The sequence below is a fragment of the Mycobacteroides sp. PCS013 genome (assembly GCF_049532645.1).
Classification (GTDB): Bacteria; Actinomycetota; Actinomycetes; order Mycobacteriales; family Mycobacteriaceae; genus Mycobacterium; species Mycobacterium gwanakae.
The window spans coordinates 2,328,135-2,350,834 of the sequence record NZ_CP150131.1; the positions used below are offsets into that span (position 1 = coordinate 2,328,135).

Genomic DNA, 22,700 nt, shown 5'->3' on the forward strand with positions numbered 1-22,700 from the left:
TTTATCGGGATTGCCGAATGCCACCGTTACGGCCGGGCATACTGGCGCGATGGATACCTGGTTGTGGATCTGCGCCGGCGTGCTCGCCGTGGTGCATCTCGGCGCGGGCGTGTTCAAACTGATCACCCCGTACGAAAAGATCGCCGCCAATCCCAACCTCGCCTGGGCCACCGATTTCAGACCTCACGTGGTAAAGGCGATCGGCGGTCTGGAAGTGCTTGGCGGAATCGGCGTGGTGCTCCCGCACGCCACCGGGATCGCCCCGGTGCTGAGTCCGCTTGCCGCTGCCGGACTCGCAGTGTTACAGGCGGGGGCCTTTGGTGTTCATGTCCGCCGCAATGAATGGAAATTGACCATGGTCAACGTGATCCTCATCGTGCTTGCGGTATTCGTCGCGTTCGAGTGGTACGCGTTGTCGACCTCCGGACAGTGACTACGGCACACCCACGAGATTGGTCTGCGCGCTGCACAATTCGCTCACATATGCGGCGAAGGCCTCAGCTTCCGGCGTAGCGCCCTTCTCTCTCCACACCAGCGTGAGGCGCCCACGCATCACCTCATCTGACAGGTCGATCTGGCGAACTCGGTCCAGGCGATCAGCAGGAAACTCCGGCGCTACGGCGACGCCCAGATCCCGGGTAACGAGGTGATTCATCATGTCGACTGAGCTTGTCTCGAAGGCGATGTCAGGAACGAATCCTTTTGCCAGGCAAGCCTGATCGAGAATTTTCCGAATCCCGGACCCCTGCGGATGACTGATGAGCGCACGGTTGCGCAGATCCTCAAGACTGATCGACGCACGCGATGCCAAGGGGTCGTCGCGATGGACGATGGCCACGATGTTCTGTTGGGCAAGAAGCTGCTCGCGTAACAGCGGGGGCGTTGACGAGCCCTGCCCCACCACGGCGACGTCGAGTTTGCGTTCTAGCACCCCCGCCGTGAGTTGATCCGATCGCGCTTCGGTCAGTGTGATCGACACTGCGGGATGCGCTTGGTGGAACGCGGCCAAGGCATCGGCGAGTAACGGCAGCGGATGATCGACCGTTCCAATAGCTAGATGCCCACACAAGACGCCCGCCATGGCGCTTGCGGTCGACCGTATCTTGCCCACGGTCTGAAGTGCCGTTTCGGCGAGCGGGAACAACATCTTGCCAAACTCGGTCAGCTTGAGCGCTCTGCTCGAACGGTCGAAAAGCTCGTGACCGAGCTCCCGCTCCAGTCTCCGGACCTGAGCACTTACCCAAGGCTGAGCGACATGCAAAGCCTCCGCGGCGCGGGTGAAATTCGAGTGTTCGGCGACCGCGAGAAAGTACTCAAGCTGCCTCAATTCCATAGCGAATCATCCACAGGCCAGACAGGAGTTACCGCGGTTGACAAGGCAGGGTCAGTAGTTGATGAGCCAAAGCGGCCCAAACTTGGCCACTCCCAGCGCGATGAAAAGGACCGCAATGATCATCGCCGTGGCGAGGTCGTTCATGTGCTCGATGGGGCTGCTCGATTCAGCCTTGTGGGACTCGTAAATCTGAAATCCGGGCTCCATGCCGCGCTTCCTTCCTACTTTGGTTGAACAACTGTTCTGGAAAATCGATCTGGCGATGCAACCGGCAAGGATCGCCGTATCACTCAACCGAGAATGGTCTTGCGATCCGAGTGGAAGAATGTGATGAGTGTTGTTGCACCACATATTAATCCGACAGTGAGTATCACCTTGGATCCGCTGTAGACCGAGGCAATGACCCCGCCTGTGGCAGCACCGAGGATGAACGACAGGTAGAGCATCGCGTACCCAAGCCATTCAAAGACCGAACCCTTGCCAAAGAGATGGCGTTCGATTCCTTGCCCCAACTTGACCACGGTTCCCGTGACATAGCTCAAGGGAATGGCGGTTTCACCCTTCTTCACAAACGACGTGTTGAGCGCTCCAATCGAGAACGCCAACAACAGAATCGGCGTGAAATGCACGTCAATGTTCGCCGTGAAACTCCGGTCCTGATAGAAGTCGACCGCGGCAGCCGCGAGGAGACCCACCGTGGTCAGCACCGTCGCACCGTGCGGATGATTCTTCCAAAATTTTCTCCGGCAGAAGGAGGCGACGATCACCCCGAACAGGAAGGCCCCGATCATCGAGATAGCGGCAATCGGACCCGCACCCGCCACCTGCTGTTTGTCGGTGACCTTGAACCACGTCAGCACCGCACGTTCGGTGTTTCCGGTCATGAATGTCACGAAGTAGCCTGCGCTGTGCAGGAAGGCGACCGCGCCGACCATGCCCGCAAGTCCTGAAAGCAGCCACGAAAGCCTAGCCTCGCTGCCGATTGCGGCCTCACGAGTTATGACGGCATCGGCGGTCTTCGACACCACGGCATCGCCTTTGCGATTGTCCATTTCCACGTCATCCTGAGATCTGTTATCTAAAGTCATGGACCCGCTGCTCTTCCGGTTCATGGTGGCCAACTCAGGACTTGTCGATGTCGCCGACGTGGCCGTGCAGGACGATGCGTCCGTCGGCCAGTTTGTAGGTCAGGTACACGATGGCGAGCTTGTTGGCCTTGACCGCATCGGCGACCACCTGCGAGCGCTGCAGCAGTTTGATGCCGGTCTCTTCGACGTGGCGGGCCTCGAACTCATCGATGCGGGACAGTCCGTCTTTGCGGCCGCCCAGGATCGAGGGCATCACCCGTACCACCAAGTCGCGGATGTACCCGCCGGGTACCTCGCCGCTATCCAGGGCGGCCACGGTGGCCCCGACCGCGCCGCAGGAGTCGTGACCCAGGATCGCGATCAGCGGCACGCCCAGCACCGCCACCGCGTACTCGATCGAGCCCAGGACGGCGGAGTCGATCACCTGCCCGGCGGTACGCACGATGAACATGTCGCCCAGGCCCTGATCGAAAATGATCTCCGCGGCCACCCGGCTATCCGAGCAGCCGAACAACAGCACATTGGGGTTCTGACCATTTGCCAGCTCAGTACGACGCGCGATGCTCTGACTCGGATGCTGCGGAAAACCACCCACAAAACGCTCATTGCCCTCTTTGAGCGCCGCCCACGCGGACTTCGGATCAGATCTCATATTTCCTTCATACCCTACCGGGGTATCGCATGTCTGTGATCTTCAACACATGGTTGACTTCCATCAACCAACCGTTGATCATCGAGGCATCGAAAGGTGCCCCGCGGATCATCGAAATATGGACTGCTGAAAGCAAATTCGTCGGATCGTAGATTCGATAGCCGACAGTGACAGCCCTGGCAGACCTCTCCGGTGGGCGTCGCAGTCATTGAAAGCACCCAATTCCAATATGCCTGGATTCGGCGGAGGCCGCAACGCCGATCCTCAATCAGTTGGCAATCATCCACTGCCACAACACACTCGAACGCCTTCTGCCTCGTTGCACTTTGGGTACCCCCCTCAATCGAAAGCCGCAGCTGCGCAGGCTATTTCAGTAACTTGGCAATACAAAGTCACGCCCGGACAAGCAGGACCAAATATTCACAGGAAAAATTCAGACTGCGGCACTTCATAAGAAATCGTTCTAGCTGTCAGACAAAGTCGATGATGGCATTGGTGAACTACTTCGCTGCACCATGGAAAGGGGCCACCGGACATCCCGCTCGACGAAGACGAGAGATGAGTGAAAATGTCACGCACACAGGACGACACATGGGATGTATCCGCGAGCGTCGGGGAAACAGCTCTGGGTATTGCTCACATCAGGGCGATCGAAAGCACGCGGCAAGACGCGGCGTTCATAGACCCGTACGCCAGAGTGCTCTTCGATGCCGTCAATTCGCCATCGTGGAGCACAATGGCGAACGCCGGTGTCTCTGCTGGCGGGGCCGGCCTTGCCGCCTATGTCGTGGCGAGAACCAAATACTTCGATGACTACCTCCTGGACAGTGTCGACTCGCTCGGCATCCGCCAGGTAGTCACTCTCGCCGCGGGACTCGACAGCCGGCCATACCGGCTCGCCTGGCCGACAGGCACGATGCTCTTTGAGATCGATCAACCTAGGATTCTGGATTTCAAAGAGACAACCCTGCGGCACGCGGGTATTCAGTCGATGGCGGACTATCGCCAGGTCGGGCAGGATCTTCGATCGGACTGGGCGGGCGCACTGCTGGCCAACGGATTTGATACCCAGTGCCCCACAGCGTGGCTGGTCGAAGGACTTCTGCCCTACCTCAAGCCGCGCGACCAAGACGCACTCTTCGCAACCATCGTTGGGCTCTCGGCTCCGGGCAGCCGCGTCGCCGTGGACGATTTCGGCCATACCGACATCCCATGGTTTCGGAGCGCGACCACATCGACCGGAAACCTCGAGCGATCAAGCTACGGCGTAGACCTGGGCGAATCATCCTCGGGTGTAGCGGGATTGATGTACCTGGACGAGTCCCGCCGCCCAGCCTCCGAATGGTTCGCCGCGCACGACTGGCAGGTTTCGGGCGTTCGAGTCCGCGAGGCTGTTTCCACAGTGAACCGCTCGGTGCCGCGAGAGGACGAGCTTGGGTTGTTCGACAATCTGCTGTTCACCGCCCACGGCGCATAGGCCGTGACACCCATCGACGACACGGAGGATCAGATGGTCAACATTCACCATGGGCCGCTCTGGAAATACGAAGGACGAACGGGGTATGCCGAGTACGTGGAGACAAGCGCTGTAGACGCAACTCTCTATGTGTCAGGCCAGGCGGGGTACTCGTCCTCAGGGGAACTCCCCAAGGGTGACATGCGTGCGCAGCTCCGTAACACCTTCGCAAATATCACCGGATTGCTGGACGCCGCCGACTACCCCGCGAGCCAGGTGATCAAGATTCACATCTACGTCACCGATATGGACCGTGCACTGGAGGCTTATGACGAAGTCACCGGCTGCCTTCAACAGTGGGGTGCGGCACCGGCATCGGTCATGACAGAAGTCGGAAGGTTGGCGTCGGTCGACATGCTCTGCGAAATCGAAGCGGTAGCCGTCCGATGAGTAATCCCGCGCTGATCGATGTCCACCATCACGCCCTGCCGGCGGTGTACACCGCTGCGCTTGCACAGCAGGGTGTCACCGAGGCAATTCCCGGGCAGGACTTCCCGGCGTGGTCTCCCGAACTGAGCCTGCAGTTCATGGATGCCCACAACATTCAGAAGGCGTATTTATCGGTCACCGCTCCGGGATTCGGCGGCCTGACCGGTCAGGAGGCGATCAGGCTGGCCTATGACGTCAACGCGTGGCTGGCGACCCTGACCGCCGAATCGATCGGCAAGTTCGGGGCGTTCGCGATGGTTCCCCTCGACTCCTCCGATACCGCCCGTGTGACAGCCGCGGCTGCGATCGAGGATATGCAGCTCGACGGCGTGGGCCTATACACCAGCACCGCCGGACGATACCTTGGTTCATCGGACCTTGACCCGCTCTGGGAGTACCTTGAGGCACAACAGGTTCCAGTTTTCATACACCCGGTGGTGGGGTCTGTGCAGGTACCCAGTTTCGGTCTTCCGGCTTCGATCCTCGAGTTCCCCATCGAAACCGCAAGAGCCATCGCGAGCTTTCTGTTCAGTGGAACGCTCGACCGGTTTAGCGGTCTCAAACTGATCTTCACGCATTCAGGGGGCGCGCTCCCGGCACTCCTGCATCGGTTGAGCCTGAGATCCAGTGTGGATCCGCTGCTGGCCGCCAAACCGCCGGTTGACCTGCTGGCCAGCTTTGGCCGCCTGTATTTCGACGTGGCGATGTCGGCAACGCCAGGAAACCTGGAAGCCGTGCGCGCGCTGATATCCACCGACCGCCTGTTGTTCGGCAGCGATTTTCCTCTCCAGTCCGAGTCCGACGCCGGCGCGAACGCCGATGTCGTCTCCTCCATGGACATCGCAGGCAACACCACCGCCAATGCGCGCGACCTCTTCGCCCGCCATCCGGTCAGCCCCGGATGAACGTCGACGACCACGTGGGTGGGCCAATCGTCGTGCTGGGTAGCTCGGGGCAGACAGGGCGAGGAGTCGCCGACGCACTGGAGGCGCACGGCCACAACGTGCGGAGGGCCTCGCGACGATCTCAGTGGGTATTCGATTGGGAGGACAACGGGACGTGGGCACCCGTCCTCACCGGAGCCCGTCGCATCTATGTCGTGCTACCCGAACGGCGATTCGACTGGGCGGGATTCCTTGGAGCGATGTCGTCTTCGGGGATCGAACGTGCAGTGGTGCTCACCGCCCGCAATCCGGGCGCCAGCGGCGATGGCGTGGCTGACGGGGCGGAGCGCGCCTTCTCCGAGTCATCCGTCGATTCGACGTTTATCCGGCCGTCCTGGTTCAGTCAGAACTTCATAGCCGGTTTGTTCTCGCGGCAGCTCGATCCCAGCGGAGAGCTGCGGCTCCCCGTTGGGGACGGCAAGGAACCCTTCATCGACTACCGAGACATCTCTGATGTTGCCGTCCACGCGCTGCTCGCTCAGGACTCAGGGACCCGCAGTATTGAAGTGTCCGGCCCTGAGTTGCTCAGTTTTGATGAGGCGGTCTCCATCGTCGGCGATGTCACCAGACGCGAATTATCCTACGTGCCAATAGGACTCGATGAATGGCGTGATGAGGCGCAGCACATGGGAATTCCCGGCCCGTTTGTCGATGCTCTCGCCAATCTCTTTCAAGCGATCGCCGAGCATCGTGATGAGTACTTGTCCCCCGGCGTCGTCGAACACACCGGACGTGTGCCGCGTTCCTTCCGCCAGACCATCGCCGATATGTCCGCTTAGTGTCAGGGTCATCGGGCTCGGCCGCGGCGTCTAATCTTCCAGCCACCGTCAGCGTCCACCACCAACTCCTCAAGTTCGAGGATCGCCAGTGCGCCCAGTACCTGGCTGCTGGGCAGTCCCGACTCGGCAATCAGCTGTTGAATCGAGGCGCTGCCTCGTCCGGGCAGTGCTTCGTAGACCCGCTTCTCGTCCTCGCCGAGCCCGTCGACAGTGCTGGCGGGGCGTTCTGGATCGGCCGCGAATTCGCCCAATCTGCCTGCCAACTCGATCACATCTTGTGCGCAGACAACGAGCCGCGCACCTCGCTCGGCAATCTCGATATGGGTACCCGCCGATGCCGCCGATGTGATCGGCCCGGGCACCGCGCCGACGGGCTTTCCAAGCCCGCGCGCCCATGCCGCGGTATTGGCGGCACCGCTGCGCACCCCCGCCTCGACCACCACTGTGGCACCGGAAAGTGCTGCCACCAATCGGTTTCGGGTGAGAAATCGATATCGCGCAGGCCGCACTCCCGGCGGATACTCGCTGACCACCAATCCGTGTCGAGCGATTCGGTAGAGCAGCCCGGAGTGAGCGGACGGGTACGGCACGTCTACACCGCCTGCCAGCACCGCGACTGTGATGCCCTCGCAGGCCAGAGCCGCCCGATGCGCAGCACCATCAATGCCGAACGCACCGCCCGATACCGCCGCCATCTCATGGGCCGCCAAACCCGATGCGAGTTCGGCCGCTACGTGCTCGCCATATCCGGTGCAGGCGCGCGTACCGACGAGTGCTGCAGCCCGTGACGTGACCTCTGATAGGGAGTGCTCACCAAGTACCCAGAGTGCCAGCGGCGCTCGTCCGTTGGGCATGCGTTTCGTATCGATCGTTGCGAAATCCTGGAACTGCCACCCTGGCCATTCCGGATCATCGGGTGTCACCAAGCGCCCACCAAGGCGGGCCAGGGTCTCCAGATCCTGGCGACTGCTGTCGATGTCGTGGCGGGACTGCACGATGGTGCGCACCCTGTCCGGTACCGCCAAGCGCCGGACGCGCTCTGCCGTCTCCTGCACGCCGAACACCGACACCATGGCCGCGATTTCCGCGCAGGGCGCCTCAGCCACCCGGGATAGGTAGGCCCAATCGGGCGACGCATCGCTCATCGTTTATCGCGAAACGTCAATGCGAGCTTGACATCCTCGGTGCCCGGGAAGTCACGCCCGCCGAGGTCGGCGAGAGTCCACGCGACACGTAGGCATCGGTCCAAAGCACGGACACTGATGAGCCCGCGTTCCATAGCGTTACGCAGCGGCTCCATAACCGTCCGCGACGGTCGAAACTCCTTACGCAACAGCGGACCGGGGGCATCAGCATTGACACGGAATCCATAACCCGACCATCGCTGCGCCGCCCGCTCACGCGCCAAGAGGACACGCTCACGCACAAGCGCCGTGCCCTCGGCAGCCTCGCTGAGCGCGCTTTGGCTGACCGGGTGCATCTTTACCCGAAGGTCCACCCGATCGAGAAGCGGACCGGACAACTTGCCCAGGTAGCGACGACGTACCGGAGCCGGACATGTGCAATCCCTCGGGTTCGCCGGCGCGCACGGGCACGGATTGGCCGCCAGTACCAACTGGAATCTGGCCGGGTACACGACGACGCCGTCGCGGCGTGCCAACCGAATCTCCCCATCCTCCAACGGCGTACGCAATGCCTCCAGTGCGGGCGTCGAGAGTTCGGCGCATTCATCGAGAAACAGCACGCCACGGTGAGCTCGACTTACCGCGCCGGGCTTGGCGATACCGGAGCCGCCGCCGACGAGCGCGGCGACGCTGGAGGTGTGATGTGGCGCCACGAACGGTGGTTGGGTGATCAACGGCTGCTGCGTCGTCAACAGACCCGCCACCGAGTGGATAGCGGTGACCTCAAGGGCCTCGCCGTCGGTCAGCGGTGGCAACAGCCCTGGTAATCGTTGCGCCAGCATTGTTTTGCCGATACCCGGCGGACCGGTCAGCATGAGGTGATGAGCGCCCGCCGCCGCCACCTCGACCGCGAATCGCGCGTCGGCATGTCCAACAACGTCCGCCATGTCCGGCATATCGCTCTCGCATGGCACGTCCACCGGCCGCACCGGCTCCAGCTCGCCATCAGCACACAGCCAGCTCGTCAGTTGCCGCAAGGTCCGGGCACCCAGCACCTCGATACCGTCGACCAAACCCGCCTCCCCTAGATTCGCCTCGGGTACCACCACTGTTGGCCACCCGTCGCGTTTGGCCGCCAGCACTGCGGGAAGTACGCCGCGGATCGGGCGCACCCGCCCGTCGAGCGCCAACTCCCCTAGTAACATGCTCTTTTCCAGCCTCGTCGGTGGGATCGCGTTACCGGCCGACAGCACCGCGGTTGCGAGTGCCAGGTCATATAGCGTTCTAGTACGCTTTTAAACATGCAGGCTGTGATCTATACGCGTATCAGTAAGGACCGTGCGGGCGCTGGCCTCGGGGTGGACCGTCAACGCGAGGACTGCCAGCAGTTGGCCACCAGGTTGGGGTGGACGGTAGTCGAGACGTTCTCCGATAACGATATTTCCGCGTACTCAGGCAAGAGGCGACCAGGCTATGAGGCGATGCTGGCAGCGTTGGAATCCGACAGGGCGCAAGCGGTGATCGCCTGGCACACGGATCGTCTGCACCGCCGACCGATTGAGCTTGAAAGCTTCATCGACCTGTGCGAGTACAGGCGAATCGAAGTTCGGACTGTGCAGGCGGGTTCAGTTGACCTCTCGACGGCCTCGGGAAAGATGGTCGCTCGCATGTTGGGTGCTGCGGCTCGCCATGAGGTTGAGCACATGATTGAGCGCGCCAAGAGCGCGAAAAAGCAAGCCGCACTTGATGGCAAGTTCCGTGGCGGTCGGCGCTCTTTCGGGTACGAATCAGACGGTCTGCGGCTGCGCGAGCCGGAGGCAGCGGCCATCCGCACGGGTACGCAGCGGGTACTTAGCGGGGTGTCGCTGCGGCAGATCGCACGAGACTGGAACGCAGCAGGGTTGCGCACGGCGTACGGCGACAACGAGTTCACGTCGCGTGAGGTGCGCACGATCTTGCTGCGCCCCCGCAATGCCGGAATCGTGCTGCACGAAGGCCAGCGCGTCGGGCAAGGCCAGTGGGACGCGATCATGGACACCGAAACTTTCGCGGCCATTGAGGCGCTGTTACGTGACCCTGCTCGGTCCAACCACATCAGCTATATCCGCAAGTACCAGGGGTCTGGGGTGTATCTGTGCGGCAAGTGTGGTGCACCGATGCGCAGCGCATCACAAGTTGGCTCCAAGCGCGCTGCGGACTGGCGCAAGGTCTACACATGCAGCCAAGCCAAGCACCTCGGACGAGTAGCCGAGTACGTCGATGAATATGTAAGCGAACACGTCATAGGACGTCTAACGGCTCCCGATGCCCGTGAGGTCATCATGGGAGCGGGAGCAGACGTGACAGCCCTTCACGCCCAACGCGAGGGCCTACGTGCACGCCTGAACCAACTCAGCGACATGTTCACCGAAGGCAGCATTGATGGCGAGCAGCTGCGGCACGGAACAGCGGGCTTGCAAACCAAGCTCGCCCATGTGGACGCTGAGCTGGCCTCGGCGCGTTCATCCTCGGCATTAGCCGCGATCCTTGCGGAAGATGACGTACGCGCGGCGTGGAAGGCGGCACCACCTGACGTGCGGGGCAAGGTGATTGACACGTTGATGACAGTCACGGTCTTGCCTACCACGCGCGGACGGCAGCCTAACGGTAGCTATTTCGATCCGACGAAGATCGAGATCGTATGGAAGACTACGCAAACTGCCAACTAGGCGTTACGGGGACGGGGAACGGTGAAAACAAGCGGGGCTGAACGCGCCGAGGAACGCGCAGCGCTGAAAGCAGCCTATGAAGCTGGCGCAAGCATCCGCACCCTAGCTGCCGCTGGTGCACACTCTTATGGGTATGTGCGCGATGCGCTCATTGAAACGGGCGCCCAGCTACGCGGACGCGACGGACCGAGTAACCGCAACCAAGTACCGCCATTACAGGGCCGGTAAACACCAACGCGCGCGTAGCGGCGAGGCCGTCAGGCGCCCTTCAAATCCTCGGACTTAGGGAACTTTGTATCCCATCGCCCTTCTGATTTGAAGCACATCTTCGATAGGTGGACTACCAGGCTCGTCGCCCACGATGACAAGCGCGCCAGAGTTGACCCGTTCAACCTTTACGGATTGAGGTAGTAATTCCTGGTCAAACGCAACACTGCTCTCGTCCGCCAAGAAGGTGCCCCATCCGGCTGGATGGCCCACGAGCTGCCCCAGAATGTATCCGCCATCATCAGTTAAGCTGTCTGGCTCGGTTTGCTGTTTAGTCAAAACAGAATTAGTCCAAACTGCCCGATCAGGATGGAAAGCGTTAATTATCAAGGTCAGGATGGTTAGAGCAGAGTCATATTTGTAGAGATCCGGCCGGAGTTCCGGGTCAGGGAGAGCGATCGATACACAATTCGGAACCCATTGCGATGTTGCACCAATATTAATATTGATGCTTGCATCGCCATTCCAGAGCCCAATGGAATATCCGAGTTCCGTAATGACATTACCATTGTCATCACGCCGGTTTTGGCCAGAACTGAGCAGGTCAGAGAGCTGAGCGGGGTCATTGATTGCTGGTTGTTTTGTTGCCTCAATTTTTGTTGAGGCACGCTTCCGCCAGTTGTCAAGCGAAGCGTCGACAGCAGCAAGGCTACTCAAAAATACAGAAACAACTTCAGCACTTTCATCTGCCGATTGAGCGCGAGGACCCCAAAAAGCACTTATATGTGACTGCACCATTTGCGTCATCACTTCCCTAGCCCCGGCATTGGAACGACTTTGATGATAATACCTGAAATCCCGTTGGCTTTGAACAACTCTTGGAACGCCGCTGCAGCCTGGGGTTCAGCAACAATCCACTGTACAGGGCTGCCCTTAGCAGCATCTAACTGCCTTCTGGCTTGTGACGCGATAGCATCGCTTCCCTTCCACCATGTTTGGAATTGGCCAGTCCCCTTATTGACAAACTGCGCGTACTGCCCTTTCACCTCGGTCAGAACGCCGTTCGGGTATCCATCGAACTTCACACCATCGACTACGTACGCATCGCTGATGGGACGCCCTGTCATAGCTTCCTGGTATGCCTTCGAGAATCCTCCGAATGTTTCGTTGGAGGGGCCCCACTGGCCGATTGGCTTAGGAACGGAAGGAACCACAGCTTCAGGTGCCTTGGCTGGTATGGCCGCTTCGGTGGCGCCTTGGGTGACGGCGCGTTCAGGGGCGCGGGCCGCGTTGTTAATACCTCTGCCGCCAATCATCGCCCCGAGGACATCAAATGCGTTCTGCCCGGCAGCTTGGACGGGATTACCGTCTTTCCACTCGTCATACGATATGGCGTCTTTGCCTATATTCGTCCAAGACTCGCCAACACCGGGAGCGTTATCACCGCCAGCTCCCACCAGAGGTGCAAGACCTTGCGCCATTTGGGTTCGGTCCTGCGCTAGGCCCTGCGGGTCGATAATGCCCCGAACACTGGAAACCATTGGGTCGGCGGTCTTCATGAACTGCCAGTTGGACTTGAACTCGTCAACACCTCGCCCAACCATTCCTTCAAAGAACTTCTGCGGCGATATATCGGCGGGCCCTGAATCACTGGGTTGATAATTCTCTGCTTGCGGGACCGGCATTTTGGATGCCTTGTCAATCACATCATCGAGCCGCTTATCCACTTGGTCCGCTGGTACACCGGTATTTAGTAGCTCTTTGCGGAACAACTCCCGTTGCGATGCAGATATGAAAGGCTGCGATGACGAATCCGGCACGGCAACCGGGCCGATAAAGCCCGGATCACCCGGCAGAGGGGCAGGCTTGGTCGCATCGGTGGCAGTGGCGATTCGTGCCGAGCTTGACGGCGAAGCCGGTGGTGTGGGCGGTTTCGGAACATCACCAGGCCCGTTAACAGCAGTTGCGGTCCCCGAGAGCGCGTCGGTGGCTCCCGACGTGTCGGGCATACCGGATGCACCGAGACTTGAAGCGGTATTGACCATTCCGGAGACCTGGGAAACCCCACCTGCTACCTGGCCGGTCAGATCCGCGACTTGCCCGCCAGCTTGGGTGACCTGCTGCACCTGCTCTGCCTGGGGCTTGAGTTGCGGGTTGGCGTCGGCGGCCATCTGGGCGCCCTGACCGGCCTTGTTGATCCATGTGGAGGCGATCGACGCACCGGAACTCACGGCGTCGGCGGTATCACTGATGCCTCCAGAAACTCCCTGCACCACTGCGACCGCGTCCATGGGGTTCACGGCACCGGACTGCGCCGAGGATGCCAGGGACGCCCCGGCTTGCGCGGCGGACCCGAAGTTCTGTGCCGCCGATCCTGCCGACTGTCCCAAGTTCACACTGTCAGAGACGGTGTTGGCGATGTCTCCGGGCAGGGCTTGGCCCAGCTGTGCCCCGTCTTGCGCCAGTGCTTGGGTATCCGGGCCTTGCTGCTGGCCCTGTTCAGGCTGTTGGTCGTCTTGTTTGCGGCGGCGGGTGGAACCCGCACCGAGTAGCAGTGACGCCAGATCGGTTGTGCCGGATTGCTCGTCGCGGTCCTGCTGCTCGTCCTTTTGGTCGTCCTTCTTTTTGTCCTTGGACGGAGCCTTGGGCAGTTTCTGGTTGCCGTTCTGTTTCTGCTGCCCCTGCTGCTGCAACTGCTTGGTCAGATCGTCAATACGTTGGCGATCCTGCGTGCCCTGCTGTTGTTGGTCTTGTAGCTGGCGGGTCAGTTCGTCAAGACGCTGCTGATCAGACTGCTGCGGTTGCTCAGCGTTCTGTTGAGGCGGCTGCTGCTGCCCGGTGTTGTTCTGCGGCGGCTGGTTTTGAGGTGGCTGCTGGCCGCTGTTCTGCGACGGCGGCTGCTGGGGTGCTTGCTGCTGGCCGCCTTGGTTAGCTTGCCCGCCTTGCGATCCGGCATTGGAGCCGGGGTTGGTTTGTGCGCCTTGTGATCCTGGGTTGAAATCAGGGTTCGGCCTGCCCGGCCCTTGCGTATAGGGCGTGGCGTTCTGGTAGTCCGGGATCTGGGTGCCGTGTGCGGGCTGATCCCACCCTTGCTGAGGCCCCTGCTGCCCACTGGACCCCTGAGTACCGTTGTTACTGATCGAGGGGGCCTGAGTGTTGTAGATCGACACCGAGCCGTTTTGATCCATCGGCGGCTGATTGATCCCGCCCTGATAGTCGGGCATCTGCTGCCCACCCTGGCTCGGTGGCTGAAAAATCTGCCCTCCCCCAGGTGGGCCATCCAAACCACCACCGCCACCGCAATCCGGTGGGCACGCCGCATGGGCTTGCGGCACGGTGGCCGGCGTGAACCATCCCAGGCCCAGACCGCTAGCCGAGAACATCAGCACCGCAGCCACGCCCGCGACAGCGCCAGCCTTCTGCGAGGCATCCGTGGCCCACGTGTACAGGCCCGTCAGGCCTTTCCACCAGCCCAGATTCGACCCAATCGCCCACACCAGCGTGACCGCGATCGCTGCGACTGCGGGTAGCACGTCGGGGCCGGTGATCCACACATACAGCCGAGGCGCGATCCCAGCAGTCAACAACACCAGCCCTGCCCCGCCACCAATCAACGCCGCAAGCAGACCCGGATGCCACAACGACTCGTCCTGGTTCTTGCGGGACTGATTACGGTGCGCCCCAACACCTTCCGCAACATTAGCGCGGTCGCGTGCCCCGAGCATCCCGGCATCGGCTAATACCTCTTTGGCCAGGCCCGTCAGGTACTTGCCGCCCGTAAACAGGGCCGCTCCGGCCAGCACGGCCACCAGCATCTGCCCTATACCGAGTAGCAGCGTCCAGCCGGTTTCTCCGGAAAGGTGTTGCCACCAGCTGCTGTAGCCGCCCCGGAAGGTCCACCACATACCCATGGACCCGGCGATCACCCCAACAGCGGCAATCACGGCCTGCACCGGTTCAGACAACCGTTCCTTACCGGCAGCGGACACCGCCGCCATCACAGGCCTGGCACCCCACATGATGAGTTTGATCCCGCCGCCCACTGCCGTCATTCCAGCCAGCAGCGCCACCACCCACACACCCCAGGCCCCGGCATCGCCACCGGCCCGATACAAGCCATGCAGGCCTGCGACCGCTGCCACCACCAACACCGCTCCGGCAACCACAGCAGCGACCCGGCGACCGCCGTCACCAGCAGACATCGGCTCGGCGACTGGTTCCTTCTGCGGTTCGCTGGAATGGGTCAGATCCCGGCATGTCAGAACGTTTGTTGCCTCAGTCACATCACGGTTCACGGAACTCACCGACGGTTCACCTTCCCGACACCCGCAACCACTCCATGCATTGCGACCCAACAATCAGCCCAGCATAAGCGACGAGTCAAGATCGCGTCAGCATCGGTGGCAAACAATATCCGCGAGGTTTATTCCCTCAAGTAGGGGACACCAAGATCATTTCTGCCCCCACCAGCAGACAATCGCTCATTCAACGTCGTTCATAGTTGCCAGAACCCTGTTCATCGAGCCGCCCCAGCGCGCTACGGCTTCGGAGCATCAACAATGCGTTGCCGGTTTCCGGTGACATTGCCGGTCGTGGACCGCGCTGCTGACGCGTGCCGGAATCCCCTTGAGGCGACATCAGGTCAATACCCGGTTTTAAGAGGGATTCGGCAGATGATCCAACGGTGCAACGAGATCACTGATGTTCGTGTCCAGCCCCATAGCAAGGCGTAGCAGCGCTTTTGCGGTGGGGTTGAGTTTATGGTTTTCGTAGCGATAGATGGTGTTGCGCGGTATCCCTGTGCGTTCAGACAGGTTGTCCAAGGACAACTTCTTAGCTATGCGCAAGCGCTGAAGTTCGACCCCCAACGCAGAAATATCAACAGCGACGCCAACTGTGTCCGGATCGGGTTGCGATGCGGACGGAGACACCCAACAAGCATTGGGCGCCCCACCCACCAGGGCATCTACCTATGCGTAGATAAATCTACCTATCCGTTGATGCCATTTCACAACGCCTCCCCACTAAGGGTGTAGTAGCGTGAGATAGCTGGCAACTAGCCGGGCGGTCTGTGAGCACATTCGAGAGCGGTATCCGGCCGAAAGATTTAGGGGTGGGGGCACATGGTTGGACCTTCTGACGAGGTGTTGCGGATCGATCCTGCTGCCCTCTCTGGCGCGTTTCGGTTGCTTACTGATATTGCGCAGCGTCTGGGTGGTGGGGTGCGCAGCGCTGACGGGCGGGTGCGTTCGGTGCTGGGCCATGGCTGGTCTGGGGGTGCGGCGTCCTCGTTTTCCCCGATCTGGGATAGCTGGCATGAAGAAGCCACTGGGTCGGCGACATCGTTGACGAACACCACGGCGAAGGCGCGCAGCAGCGCGCAGCTACTCCACGAGGCCAGCGAGCACCTCTAAATGGGGGCACGGTTCCGGGTCGATCCGGCCGCGATGGCCGATATGGCCGAGGCGGTCGCAGCCTTGCGGACGTTGATCGGTGAATCTGTTGAGCAGGGCCGCGACGGGCAAAACAAGATGGCAGCGGCGTGGGAGGGCCGCACCGCGACCAGCGCCGATCAGGCAATCGGGCACTGGGTGAGTTCCAACGGTGAGCTTGGGGAGATGTTCGGCAAGATCGTCGACTACCTGCACGGGGCACGGGAAGGCTATGTGCAGGCCACCAAAAGCAACGCACAGATGTGGTCAGCGGGCGGCGGCACGCAGCTCGATGTTGACCCGCCGCAGCTCGCCGAATCAGGCAAAAGCGTAGATCACGCTGCCGATGGATTATTGGCTGCGGCGCGAGCCCTCTCGGGCGGGACATTGAGTTTCAACGCGGGCCAAGACGATGCCGGGGAAAACTTCGGCGAACAGTACGTGCAAAAGGCCAACCAGATCATCGGCGCCGTCTTCCAGACGTTGGGGGCCGCCCGTTCGGTCGGGCACGGGATCGGGGTATCGGCAGCCAACTACGCCCTCGCCGAGGCGGCCGCCACCATCCCGCAAGCGGCCCCCTCGGTGTCGATGCCGGCCAAAATCAATGACCCGAAAGTGTCGGTCAGCATTTCCAACGCCAATGGCGGCGGTGTCATGGCCCCGGCGCTGTGGTCGGTGGTCGAGTTTTTCGTCGGCGATGTGTGGCCCAACGGCGACCCGGCTGGGGCACGCGCTGTCGCTGCGCCGTGGAAAGCGTTGTGGCAGGCGCTTCCTCGGGTCGCCGCACAAATACAGGCCGCTAAGGCCGGGATCTCGGCGCAGACGATGCCCGAAGCCGAGACCATCGGTAAGGCCATCGACACCATCACATCCTCACTGACCCAGCTGGCGCAGCTGTCGGGCAAGCTCGCCAATGAACTGGAAGGGTTCGCCGATCAGGTCCAGCACGCCCAAGACAGCGTGCGGGATCTGTTGCGGCGGTTGTCACCATCGAACATGCTCGACACGTTGGGCGACTTCCTGTTTCACGGCGAATCACCGATGGATGAGATCAAGGCCGTGGCCCGCGACATCAAAGGCGTGCTCGATAACCACGGCCAACAAGTCGAGGCCCGCAAGTCCGATCTTCTCGGCATCGGGGCGCAGATTGATGCAGCCAAAGACGCGATCAAAGACTGGGTATCCAAAGAGTTTCCCTCAGCGGCACCGGTCATCAACGCGCTGATCAGCATGGATGCCGGGGCGCTGAAAAACATCACCGGCATGTTCACCGGCCCACTAGCGATGGTGACCGGGCTCGATCCCACCCGGTTCGTCTACGACACCCAAGGCGCACAACAAACCTGGGGCGGGTTGGCGAAAACCGTGGGCAGCGCTTTGGACCCGGTCGGCACCACCGCCCGGGAAATCACGAAACTCATCCAAGACCCCGGTGGGCAGACCGACAAAACCCTGGAGACCGTCAAAGCCCTGGTGGATTGGGAAGACGTCAAAAAAGGCGACCCGTGGGAGGCGGTCGGCTACAACCTCACCACCGCCGCCACGTTCCTGGTCCCTGGCGGCGGTGCGGCCAGAGCCGCATCCATAGGAACGGATGCCGCCCGCGTCGGCGAAGGCGTGGCGAGCATCGAAACGAAGACCACCACCGCGCTCGGACGTGAAGCGGCGGTGGTCAATCCGGTGGCCGAGGTCAGTGCCCAGACCGGCAAGATCACCGAAACACTCGGGAAACTACCCGAGGGCATCAACCCCGGAGAACTCAAACTCGGCCCACCCACCGACATACACCCACCAACGGCCACCATCAGCGAACCTAAACCCGGCGCCCTCGAACACCCTGCGGTTCCGGCTGCCGAAACCAAACCAACTGTCGCACAACCAGCACCGGAAGCAAGTTCCGTCCCTGCGCAGGCAGAACATCACGGCACACCCGCGATGGAACGCGCCGAGCCTAAACCGGCTGACGACGCTGCCCTGGTCTCGCATGGCAGTGGTCCCGGCTATGGCGACGCATCGGGACATGGTGTGCCCGCTATGGCCGAACGCCCAGTGCCGGTGGGTGAACGCGCCACCGAGCCCGCGCTCGCTGGGCCCGCCGAACACACCCCCGCCTCATCATCGGCGCATCCGACACCACCGGATCGGCCCGGACCCGGCCCCTCAGAAACCACCACACCCCAATTCACCGAACGAACACCCACACCGGCCGACCACCTACCCGGCGAGCGCCCCGCCACACCCGGCGACCACGGCGCCCCACCTGGTGAGCGGCCCCTGGCACCCGGTGAGCGTCCGATCGAACCGGAAACCCCGCGCACACCAGCCCATCCGACCGAGACCCCGCGCCCTGTCGACGGCCCGGTGCCGTCCGAACGCGCACCGGGGCCACACAACGCCCTGCCCGAGCACGGCGAACCGCTCCCTGCCCACACCCCCGCGGCCAGCGAGCACACACCACCCACAACGACACCCACCGGGCCCGCTGCACCAGCCGGGCCAACAGCACCGCCGCATTCGGCACCACCCGCCACGCCTCACGCACCCAGTACCCCTGCCGCGCACGGGGAACCGGTCAAACCGTCCACCATCACACCGCTGCGCGAACCCATTCGCGAACCGGTAGTCCCCAACCGTCCGCTACACGAGCCACCCGCCCCGGTTGAGTCCAAACCCTCCCTGGCCAAGAGCGCACCGGGCGAAGCGACCCCGGCAGCAGCCAGAGCCCACGAACCAGCACCCGCATCGGCCGAACGGCCAGCGACCAACGGGCGCCCTGGACCCGAACGACCTGCCGAGACAGCCCCCGGTGCCGGTGGGCGCGGTCATGATGGCGGCGAGCCACCAAAACCACCCGGCGACAACGGTTCCCTTCTCAGCGCACATGGCGAGCGGCCCGAATGGGTCCAGAAAGTCTTGGATGGACAGCTAGAACGGCCCGTCGACGCGACACGGCTACGTGAAATGTGGGACCACTTGGACCCCGCCGAACGCACCGGCGTGTTCCGTCAAGACCCTATGTTCGGCGAGAAAGCCCGCCTGCCGATCTCGGTCAGCGACGAGTACGCCCGCGACGCACTCAGCCATTGGCGCGAACACATGCCCGAAAACGAGGCATACCGCAGCATCGAAGAAGCCATCCAGCCACACCCCAACCAGGCACGCCGGTTCCTGCTCGGGTTCGAACCCGACGGACGCTCCATCACCTCCATAGGCAACCCCGACCTCGCCACCCACACGGGCGTGCTAGTGCCCGGAACAGGCACCAAGGCAACCAAACTCATCCCCGACGGTGACCACCCCGGCTATATGGAAGTTGCCCGACGGTTCCAAGTCGACGCTGAAGATGCACTGGGCCACCAGGGGCGTGCTGCGGTTGTGGATTGGCAGAACTATCGTGCACCGCAATGGGTTCTCCCGGGCGCGGCGATGGATAGTTTCGCCGAAGCCGGGGCTCCGCGACTGCGCGACTTCCTCGAACGCCTCGACCACACCAACCAGATGCCCGAGGCGCATCGCACCGTGATCGGGCACTCCTACGGTGCGGTCGTCGTCGGGGAAGCTGCCCAAGGCGCAGGGCTGAACGCACACTCGCTAGTGACTCTGGGCGGTGCGGGAATGCACGCACGCACTGTCGAAGAACTCATCCTGCAAGGGGTGCCGCTAAAGCCTGGATCGGCACCAGTATGGGCCTTGATTCACCCCAACGACCCCATCCGAATCCTGGAACTGTCCGACCGCAGCCCGATCGGACACGGCCGCATGACCCACCGCGAAGACTTCGGAGCACACCACGAGCGGATCACCGAAAGAACCGGACCCTGGCCTCTCAAATACCTGCCCAGCATCAAGGCCCACACCCAGGCGTACTGGCAACCCGACAGTCGCAGCCTGGAAATCATCGGCGAAATCATCGCAGGCATCCGGCGTTGACGACGAATGCAGATCACTACCATGGGATATGACATGACCGCACCACAGATCCACCCCGACCTGACCGACGCACTCGCGCGCCAGCGCACCATCGAGCACGTTGTCTACACCCTGCAGCACCTACCGGACGGTTGGATCGTTGGGTTTCAGAGACCAGGGTGGAACCCGCTCAGCGCTGGGAGCGGTGCAGTCGGCCCCAACGGGTCCTGGAATTTCTACATCAGGTATTGGGTATGGGGATACGGAGACCTCAGTGGCGATCAGGTGTTCGATTCATTCGTAAACGTCTGGAACTCCTGGGGTTGGATCGATTCGGTCGGTTCGGACATCCCACAAAAGAAGTCCGCTCATGGGCACACGCCAGACGGGTACCGCTTCGACATTCGTCGTGGAGTTCATGGTGGCGTGAGTATGGGTTGGATGTCGCCGTACTTTCCTCCACCAGGCCCCAACTACGAGGACAGCGTGATGCCGTCGATTATCACCAAGGACGGGCCGCAGTCTTACGAACAGCCCCAGCGTGATTGATGCATTCGCGACGAATCGGGTGTGGATTCTCTGGAAGTTCGTGAACTAGAGGGCAGGTGTAGCGGTGCTCGGTATCTCGCAGGTGATTGTTGTCGCGCTAGCCCTCATCGCACGCAAGTCGTGTGCGGGCTGGCTTTCATTAGCTCTGGTCATTTTGTCTTTGCTGACATTGGGGCTCTTGCCAGTACTCATCTTCGGGCCGCTCATATCTTTCGGTTTCGTGGCACCAGCAGCGGCTTGGCCGCTATTCGCGGTGAGCGATGTACTGCTACTGGCTTGTGCGATGACGATTGGCGACATAGCCGCCGACGGTCCAGCGCACTATTGGATACCGATACTTCGGGACAGCGCACCACTACACCAGCAACGGATGGTCCACTGGATCGGAGTGATCTGCGGTGTCGGATATTTCTTATCCCTGATACCACTGGGACTCGCATTCAGCACGCCAAAAGCATTGGCAATAGTGGCATTTGCGTGGGGGTTAGTAATTATTCCAATCGCAATCTGGTTGTACAGACGGTCAAATTCCCCGTGGTGGCGACAACACAAGGCGCGTAAGCGAAACAGTTCGGACAGTTGAGATTCAACTCTCGCCAGGCCGTTGGACAGAGGAGTTTCCCCATGGGTTTCGATGAGTTGGCTGGTGATGATCTCGTTGCGTGGTTGGGCGGTTGGGTAGACAAGGTTGCCGGGACGGTCGAGATTCAGCGTTCCGGCGCGGCCAGTGTCGGCACAGTGACGGTGTCGGTGCGCGGCGAGATGCAACAGCTGAACTTGAATGCGGAAGCGGCCGGTGTGGAACCGGAGCCATTGAGCCGAGCCATTGAGCGCGCGTATGCCGACGCCTATGTGGAGGCGTTGCGGCAGTTGGACATGGTGTACGCGCGGGTCGCTGCCGACGCGTCCGGTGATGCGGTCTTGGCGGGGCGTGTGCGTGAATTGCGTTCCAAGTATGTGGATTTGGCGGGGTTGAAGAAACTGATCCGGCCACCGATGCCAACGCTCAAGCGTCGTGATGGCGGCTCAGATGGGGAAGAGTGGGACCCGGCAGCGGACCCGTTGCAACGAGGCAGATAAGGCGAGGTGAGCCATGATCCAAGCTTTGCATTCGATGCTCGGCATGCTGGCTGCGCGACGTGAGCAGGTGCAGCGCGATATGGGGCACCGGCAGATCGGGGTGGCCTTTCTAGAGGTGATAGATGAACTCGACGCGCGTCTGCGCACAATCACCGATGCCACTCCCCCTGACGCCACACCGACCTTGCAGATGTTCATGCACGACGCTGAGCACTGGACACGTTCCCTGCTGCACATGCTGGAAGTGTTAAAGCAAGCGGGCCGAATCGCCCGCGAGGGCAGGCACAGCGTGTTCGAACGCTGGCACCCCCTCACAGCGGTCATCAATCGCGTCGAATCGGAAAACTATGCGGTGAGCGCCGAGGACTTCACCTCCGTGACCGATGGGAAGGACTGGGCCGTCCTGGACACCGCCACCGAACCAGAAATCCGGGTCCAATTAGAGGCCGAGAAGATCGCCCGCGCCGAACAAGCCAAGGCCTATCAGCAGCGCCTAGAACGCATGAAAGCCGCAATCCAAGCCATCGAAAACGAATACGCCGACCGCATCCGACAACTGCCCCACACCACACCCATTCCCCCAATGCCCGACGTGCAATCTGAACCCCAAAAGGTGCTGCGGACACTGCCCTCCGGTGAACTCGTCTTCGACTACGAACCCACCGACACACCACCCCAAACCTAAAAACCCGCTACAGGTGCCTGAGCAGCCGTTCAGCCAGAGACCAGAGAGAGAGCGGACGCTGGCCGAGTGAGGCATGCACCAAGAACGTTAATGGGTACCTCCCCACCCCCTTGCGGGTACGTGGGACGCCGACACGCGACACGCCGGTCGCGCAATGTCAAGGAACCGTCTAAGTGTCGTTTATAGTAGACATATCCACAGTTAGCTAACAGGTTATCCACATTCAGGGATGGGCCACTAGCAGCTGTTTCAAGAGTTATCCACA

General features: G+C 61.5%; 21 protein-coding genes. 12 read left to right on the forward strand and 9 right to left on the reverse strand.

Annotated features, from left to right (window positions below):
- Nucleotides 1-49 precede the first annotated feature (49 nt).
- The gene (locus RHO23_RS11450) at nucleotides 50-433 is read left to right on the forward strand and encodes a DoxX family protein (RefSeq protein WP_057966671.1); all 384 of its coding nucleotides are present in this window, start codon (nucleotides 50-52) and stop codon (nucleotides 431-433) included.
- On the opposite strand, the gene RHO23_RS11455 is transcribed toward RHO23_RS11450, so the two are convergent.
- From RHO23_RS11455 to RHO23_RS11470, 4 genes are read right to left on the reverse strand one after another with little or no spacing between them, the layout of a single operon-like run.
- Complete coding sequence (locus RHO23_RS11455) at nucleotides 434-1,333, reverse strand: LysR family transcriptional regulator (protein ID WP_070921506.1); 900 nt, start codon at nucleotides 1,331-1,333, stop codon at nucleotides 434-436. It abuts the gene before it with no gap.
- A 51-nt stretch (nucleotides 1,334-1,384) separates the two neighbouring features.
- Nucleotides 1,385-1,627, reverse strand: a complete 243-nt coding sequence (locus tag RHO23_RS11460) for a hypothetical protein (protein WP_164687521.1) — start codon at nucleotides 1,625-1,627, stop codon at nucleotides 1,385-1,387.
- Nucleotides 1,624-2,445: a YoaK family protein gene (locus tag RHO23_RS11465; RefSeq protein WP_030094021.1), complete on the reverse strand. Its 822-nt coding sequence runs from the start codon at nucleotides 2,443-2,445 to the stop codon at nucleotides 1,624-1,626. The genes RHO23_RS11460 and RHO23_RS11465 overlap by 4 nt, the downstream gene beginning before the upstream one ends.
- Nucleotides 2,446-2,455: 10 nt before the next feature.
- Entirely contained in the window at nucleotides 2,456-3,073 is a 618-nt protein-coding gene (locus tag RHO23_RS11470) for a carbonic anhydrase (protein WP_423489092.1), read from the reverse strand.
- Between the two features lie 568 nt (nucleotides 3,074-3,641).
- Between RHO23_RS11470 and RHO23_RS11475 the strand changes: the two genes are divergently transcribed.
- Genes RHO23_RS11475 through RHO23_RS11490 form a run of 4 tightly spaced genes read left to right on the forward strand, consistent with a single transcriptional unit; the run spans nucleotide 3,642 to nucleotide 6,741 of the window.
- Nucleotides 3,642-4,550, forward strand: coding sequence for an SAM-dependent methyltransferase (locus tag RHO23_RS11475; RefSeq protein ID WP_070921505.1), 909 nt, complete (start codon nucleotides 3,642-3,644; stop codon nucleotides 4,548-4,550).
- 3 nt (nucleotides 4,551-4,553) lie between these two features.
- Nucleotides 4,554-4,979, forward strand: a complete 426-nt coding sequence (locus RHO23_RS11480; RefSeq protein ID WP_070921504.1) for a RidA family protein — start codon at nucleotides 4,554-4,556, stop codon at nucleotides 4,977-4,979.
- Nucleotides 4,976-5,923 carry an amidohydrolase family protein gene (locus RHO23_RS11485; RefSeq protein WP_423489093.1) on the forward strand — a complete coding sequence of 316 codons (948 nt, stop codon included), beginning with the start codon at nucleotides 4,976-4,978 and terminating at the stop codon, nucleotides 5,921-5,923. Before RHO23_RS11480 ends, RHO23_RS11485 begins: the two co-directional genes overlap by 4 nt.
- On the forward strand, nucleotides 5,920-6,741 hold the full coding sequence (locus RHO23_RS11490; protein WP_423489094.1) for a dTDP-4-dehydrorhamnose reductase: 822 nt from the start codon (nucleotides 5,920-5,922) through the stop codon (nucleotides 6,739-6,741). Before RHO23_RS11485 ends, RHO23_RS11490 begins: the two co-directional genes overlap by 4 nt.
- 8 nt (nucleotides 6,742-6,749) lie before the next feature.
- Here the strand turns inward: RHO23_RS11490 and dprA are convergent, their stop codons facing one another.
- Nucleotides 6,750-7,886 (reverse strand): DNA-processing protein DprA, encoded by a 1,137-nt coding sequence (gene dprA / locus RHO23_RS11495; RefSeq protein WP_423489095.1) that lies wholly within the window; start codon nucleotides 7,884-7,886, stop codon nucleotides 6,750-6,752.
- Nucleotides 7,883-9,118: a YifB family Mg chelatase-like AAA ATPase gene (locus RHO23_RS11500; protein ID WP_423489096.1), complete on the reverse strand. Its 1,236-nt coding sequence runs from the start codon at nucleotides 9,116-9,118 to the stop codon at nucleotides 7,883-7,885. The genes dprA and RHO23_RS11500 overlap by 4 nt, the downstream gene beginning before the upstream one ends.
- 48 nt (nucleotides 9,119-9,166) lie before the next feature.
- Between RHO23_RS11500 and RHO23_RS11505 the strand changes: the two genes are divergently transcribed.
- Nucleotides 9,167-10,573: a recombinase family protein gene (locus tag RHO23_RS11505; RefSeq protein WP_423489097.1), complete on the forward strand. Its 1,407-nt coding sequence runs from the start codon at nucleotides 9,167-9,169 to the stop codon at nucleotides 10,571-10,573.
- 21 nt (nucleotides 10,574-10,594) lie between these two features.
- On the forward strand, nucleotides 10,595-10,801 hold the full coding sequence (locus RHO23_RS11510; RefSeq protein WP_423489098.1) for a helix-turn-helix domain-containing protein: 207 nt from the start codon (nucleotides 10,595-10,597) through the stop codon (nucleotides 10,799-10,801).
- A gap of 54 nt (nucleotides 10,802-10,855) precedes the next feature.
- Here the strand turns inward: RHO23_RS11510 and RHO23_RS11515 are convergent, their stop codons facing one another.
- The 3 genes from RHO23_RS11515 to RHO23_RS11525 all read right to left on the reverse strand — a co-directional run bounded on the left by RHO23_RS11515 (nucleotide 10,856) and on the right by RHO23_RS11525 (nucleotide 15,711).
- Nucleotides 10,856-11,587 (reverse strand): Imm52 family immunity protein, encoded by a 732-nt coding sequence (locus RHO23_RS11515; protein WP_423489099.1) that lies wholly within the window; start codon nucleotides 11,585-11,587, stop codon nucleotides 10,856-10,858.
- On the reverse strand, nucleotides 11,587-15,084 hold the full coding sequence (locus RHO23_RS11520) for a Tox-REase-5 domain-containing protein (protein ID WP_423489100.1): 3,498 nt from the start codon (nucleotides 15,082-15,084) through the stop codon (nucleotides 11,587-11,589). Before RHO23_RS11520 ends, RHO23_RS11515 begins: the two co-directional genes overlap by 1 nt.
- Nucleotides 15,085-15,435: 351 nt before the next feature.
- A complete protein-coding gene (locus tag RHO23_RS11525) occupies nucleotides 15,436-15,711 on the reverse strand; it encodes a helix-turn-helix domain-containing protein (protein ID WP_423489101.1) in 276 nt (91 codons plus the stop codon).
- A gap of 192 nt (nucleotides 15,712-15,903) precedes the next feature.
- On the opposite strand from RHO23_RS11525, the gene RHO23_RS11530 reads away from it, so the two are divergent.
- The 5 genes from RHO23_RS11530 (at nucleotide 15,904) to RHO23_RS11550 (ending at nucleotide 22,435) form a co-directional block, all read left to right on the forward strand.
- Entirely contained in the window at nucleotides 15,904-16,194 is a 291-nt protein-coding gene (locus RHO23_RS11530; protein ID WP_423489102.1) for a WXG100 family type VII secretion target, read from the forward strand.
- Nucleotides 16,195-20,142, forward strand: coding sequence for an alpha/beta hydrolase (locus RHO23_RS11535; protein ID WP_423489103.1), 3,948 nt, complete (start codon nucleotides 16,195-16,197; stop codon nucleotides 20,140-20,142).
- Nucleotides 20,143-20,175: 33 nt separating this feature from the next.
- Entirely contained in the window at nucleotides 20,176-20,670 is a 495-nt protein-coding gene (locus tag RHO23_RS11540) for a hypothetical protein (protein WP_423489104.1), read from the forward strand.
- Nucleotides 20,671-21,294: 624 nt separating this feature from the next.
- Nucleotides 21,295-21,750 (forward strand): hypothetical protein, encoded by a 456-nt coding sequence (locus RHO23_RS11545; RefSeq protein ID WP_423489105.1) that lies wholly within the window; start codon nucleotides 21,295-21,297, stop codon nucleotides 21,748-21,750.
- Between the two features lie 13 nt (nucleotides 21,751-21,763).
- Nucleotides 21,764-22,435 (forward strand): hypothetical protein, encoded by a 672-nt coding sequence (locus RHO23_RS11550; RefSeq protein ID WP_423489106.1) that lies wholly within the window; start codon nucleotides 21,764-21,766, stop codon nucleotides 22,433-22,435.
- The last annotated feature ends 265 nt before the right edge of the window (nucleotides 22,436-22,700 follow it).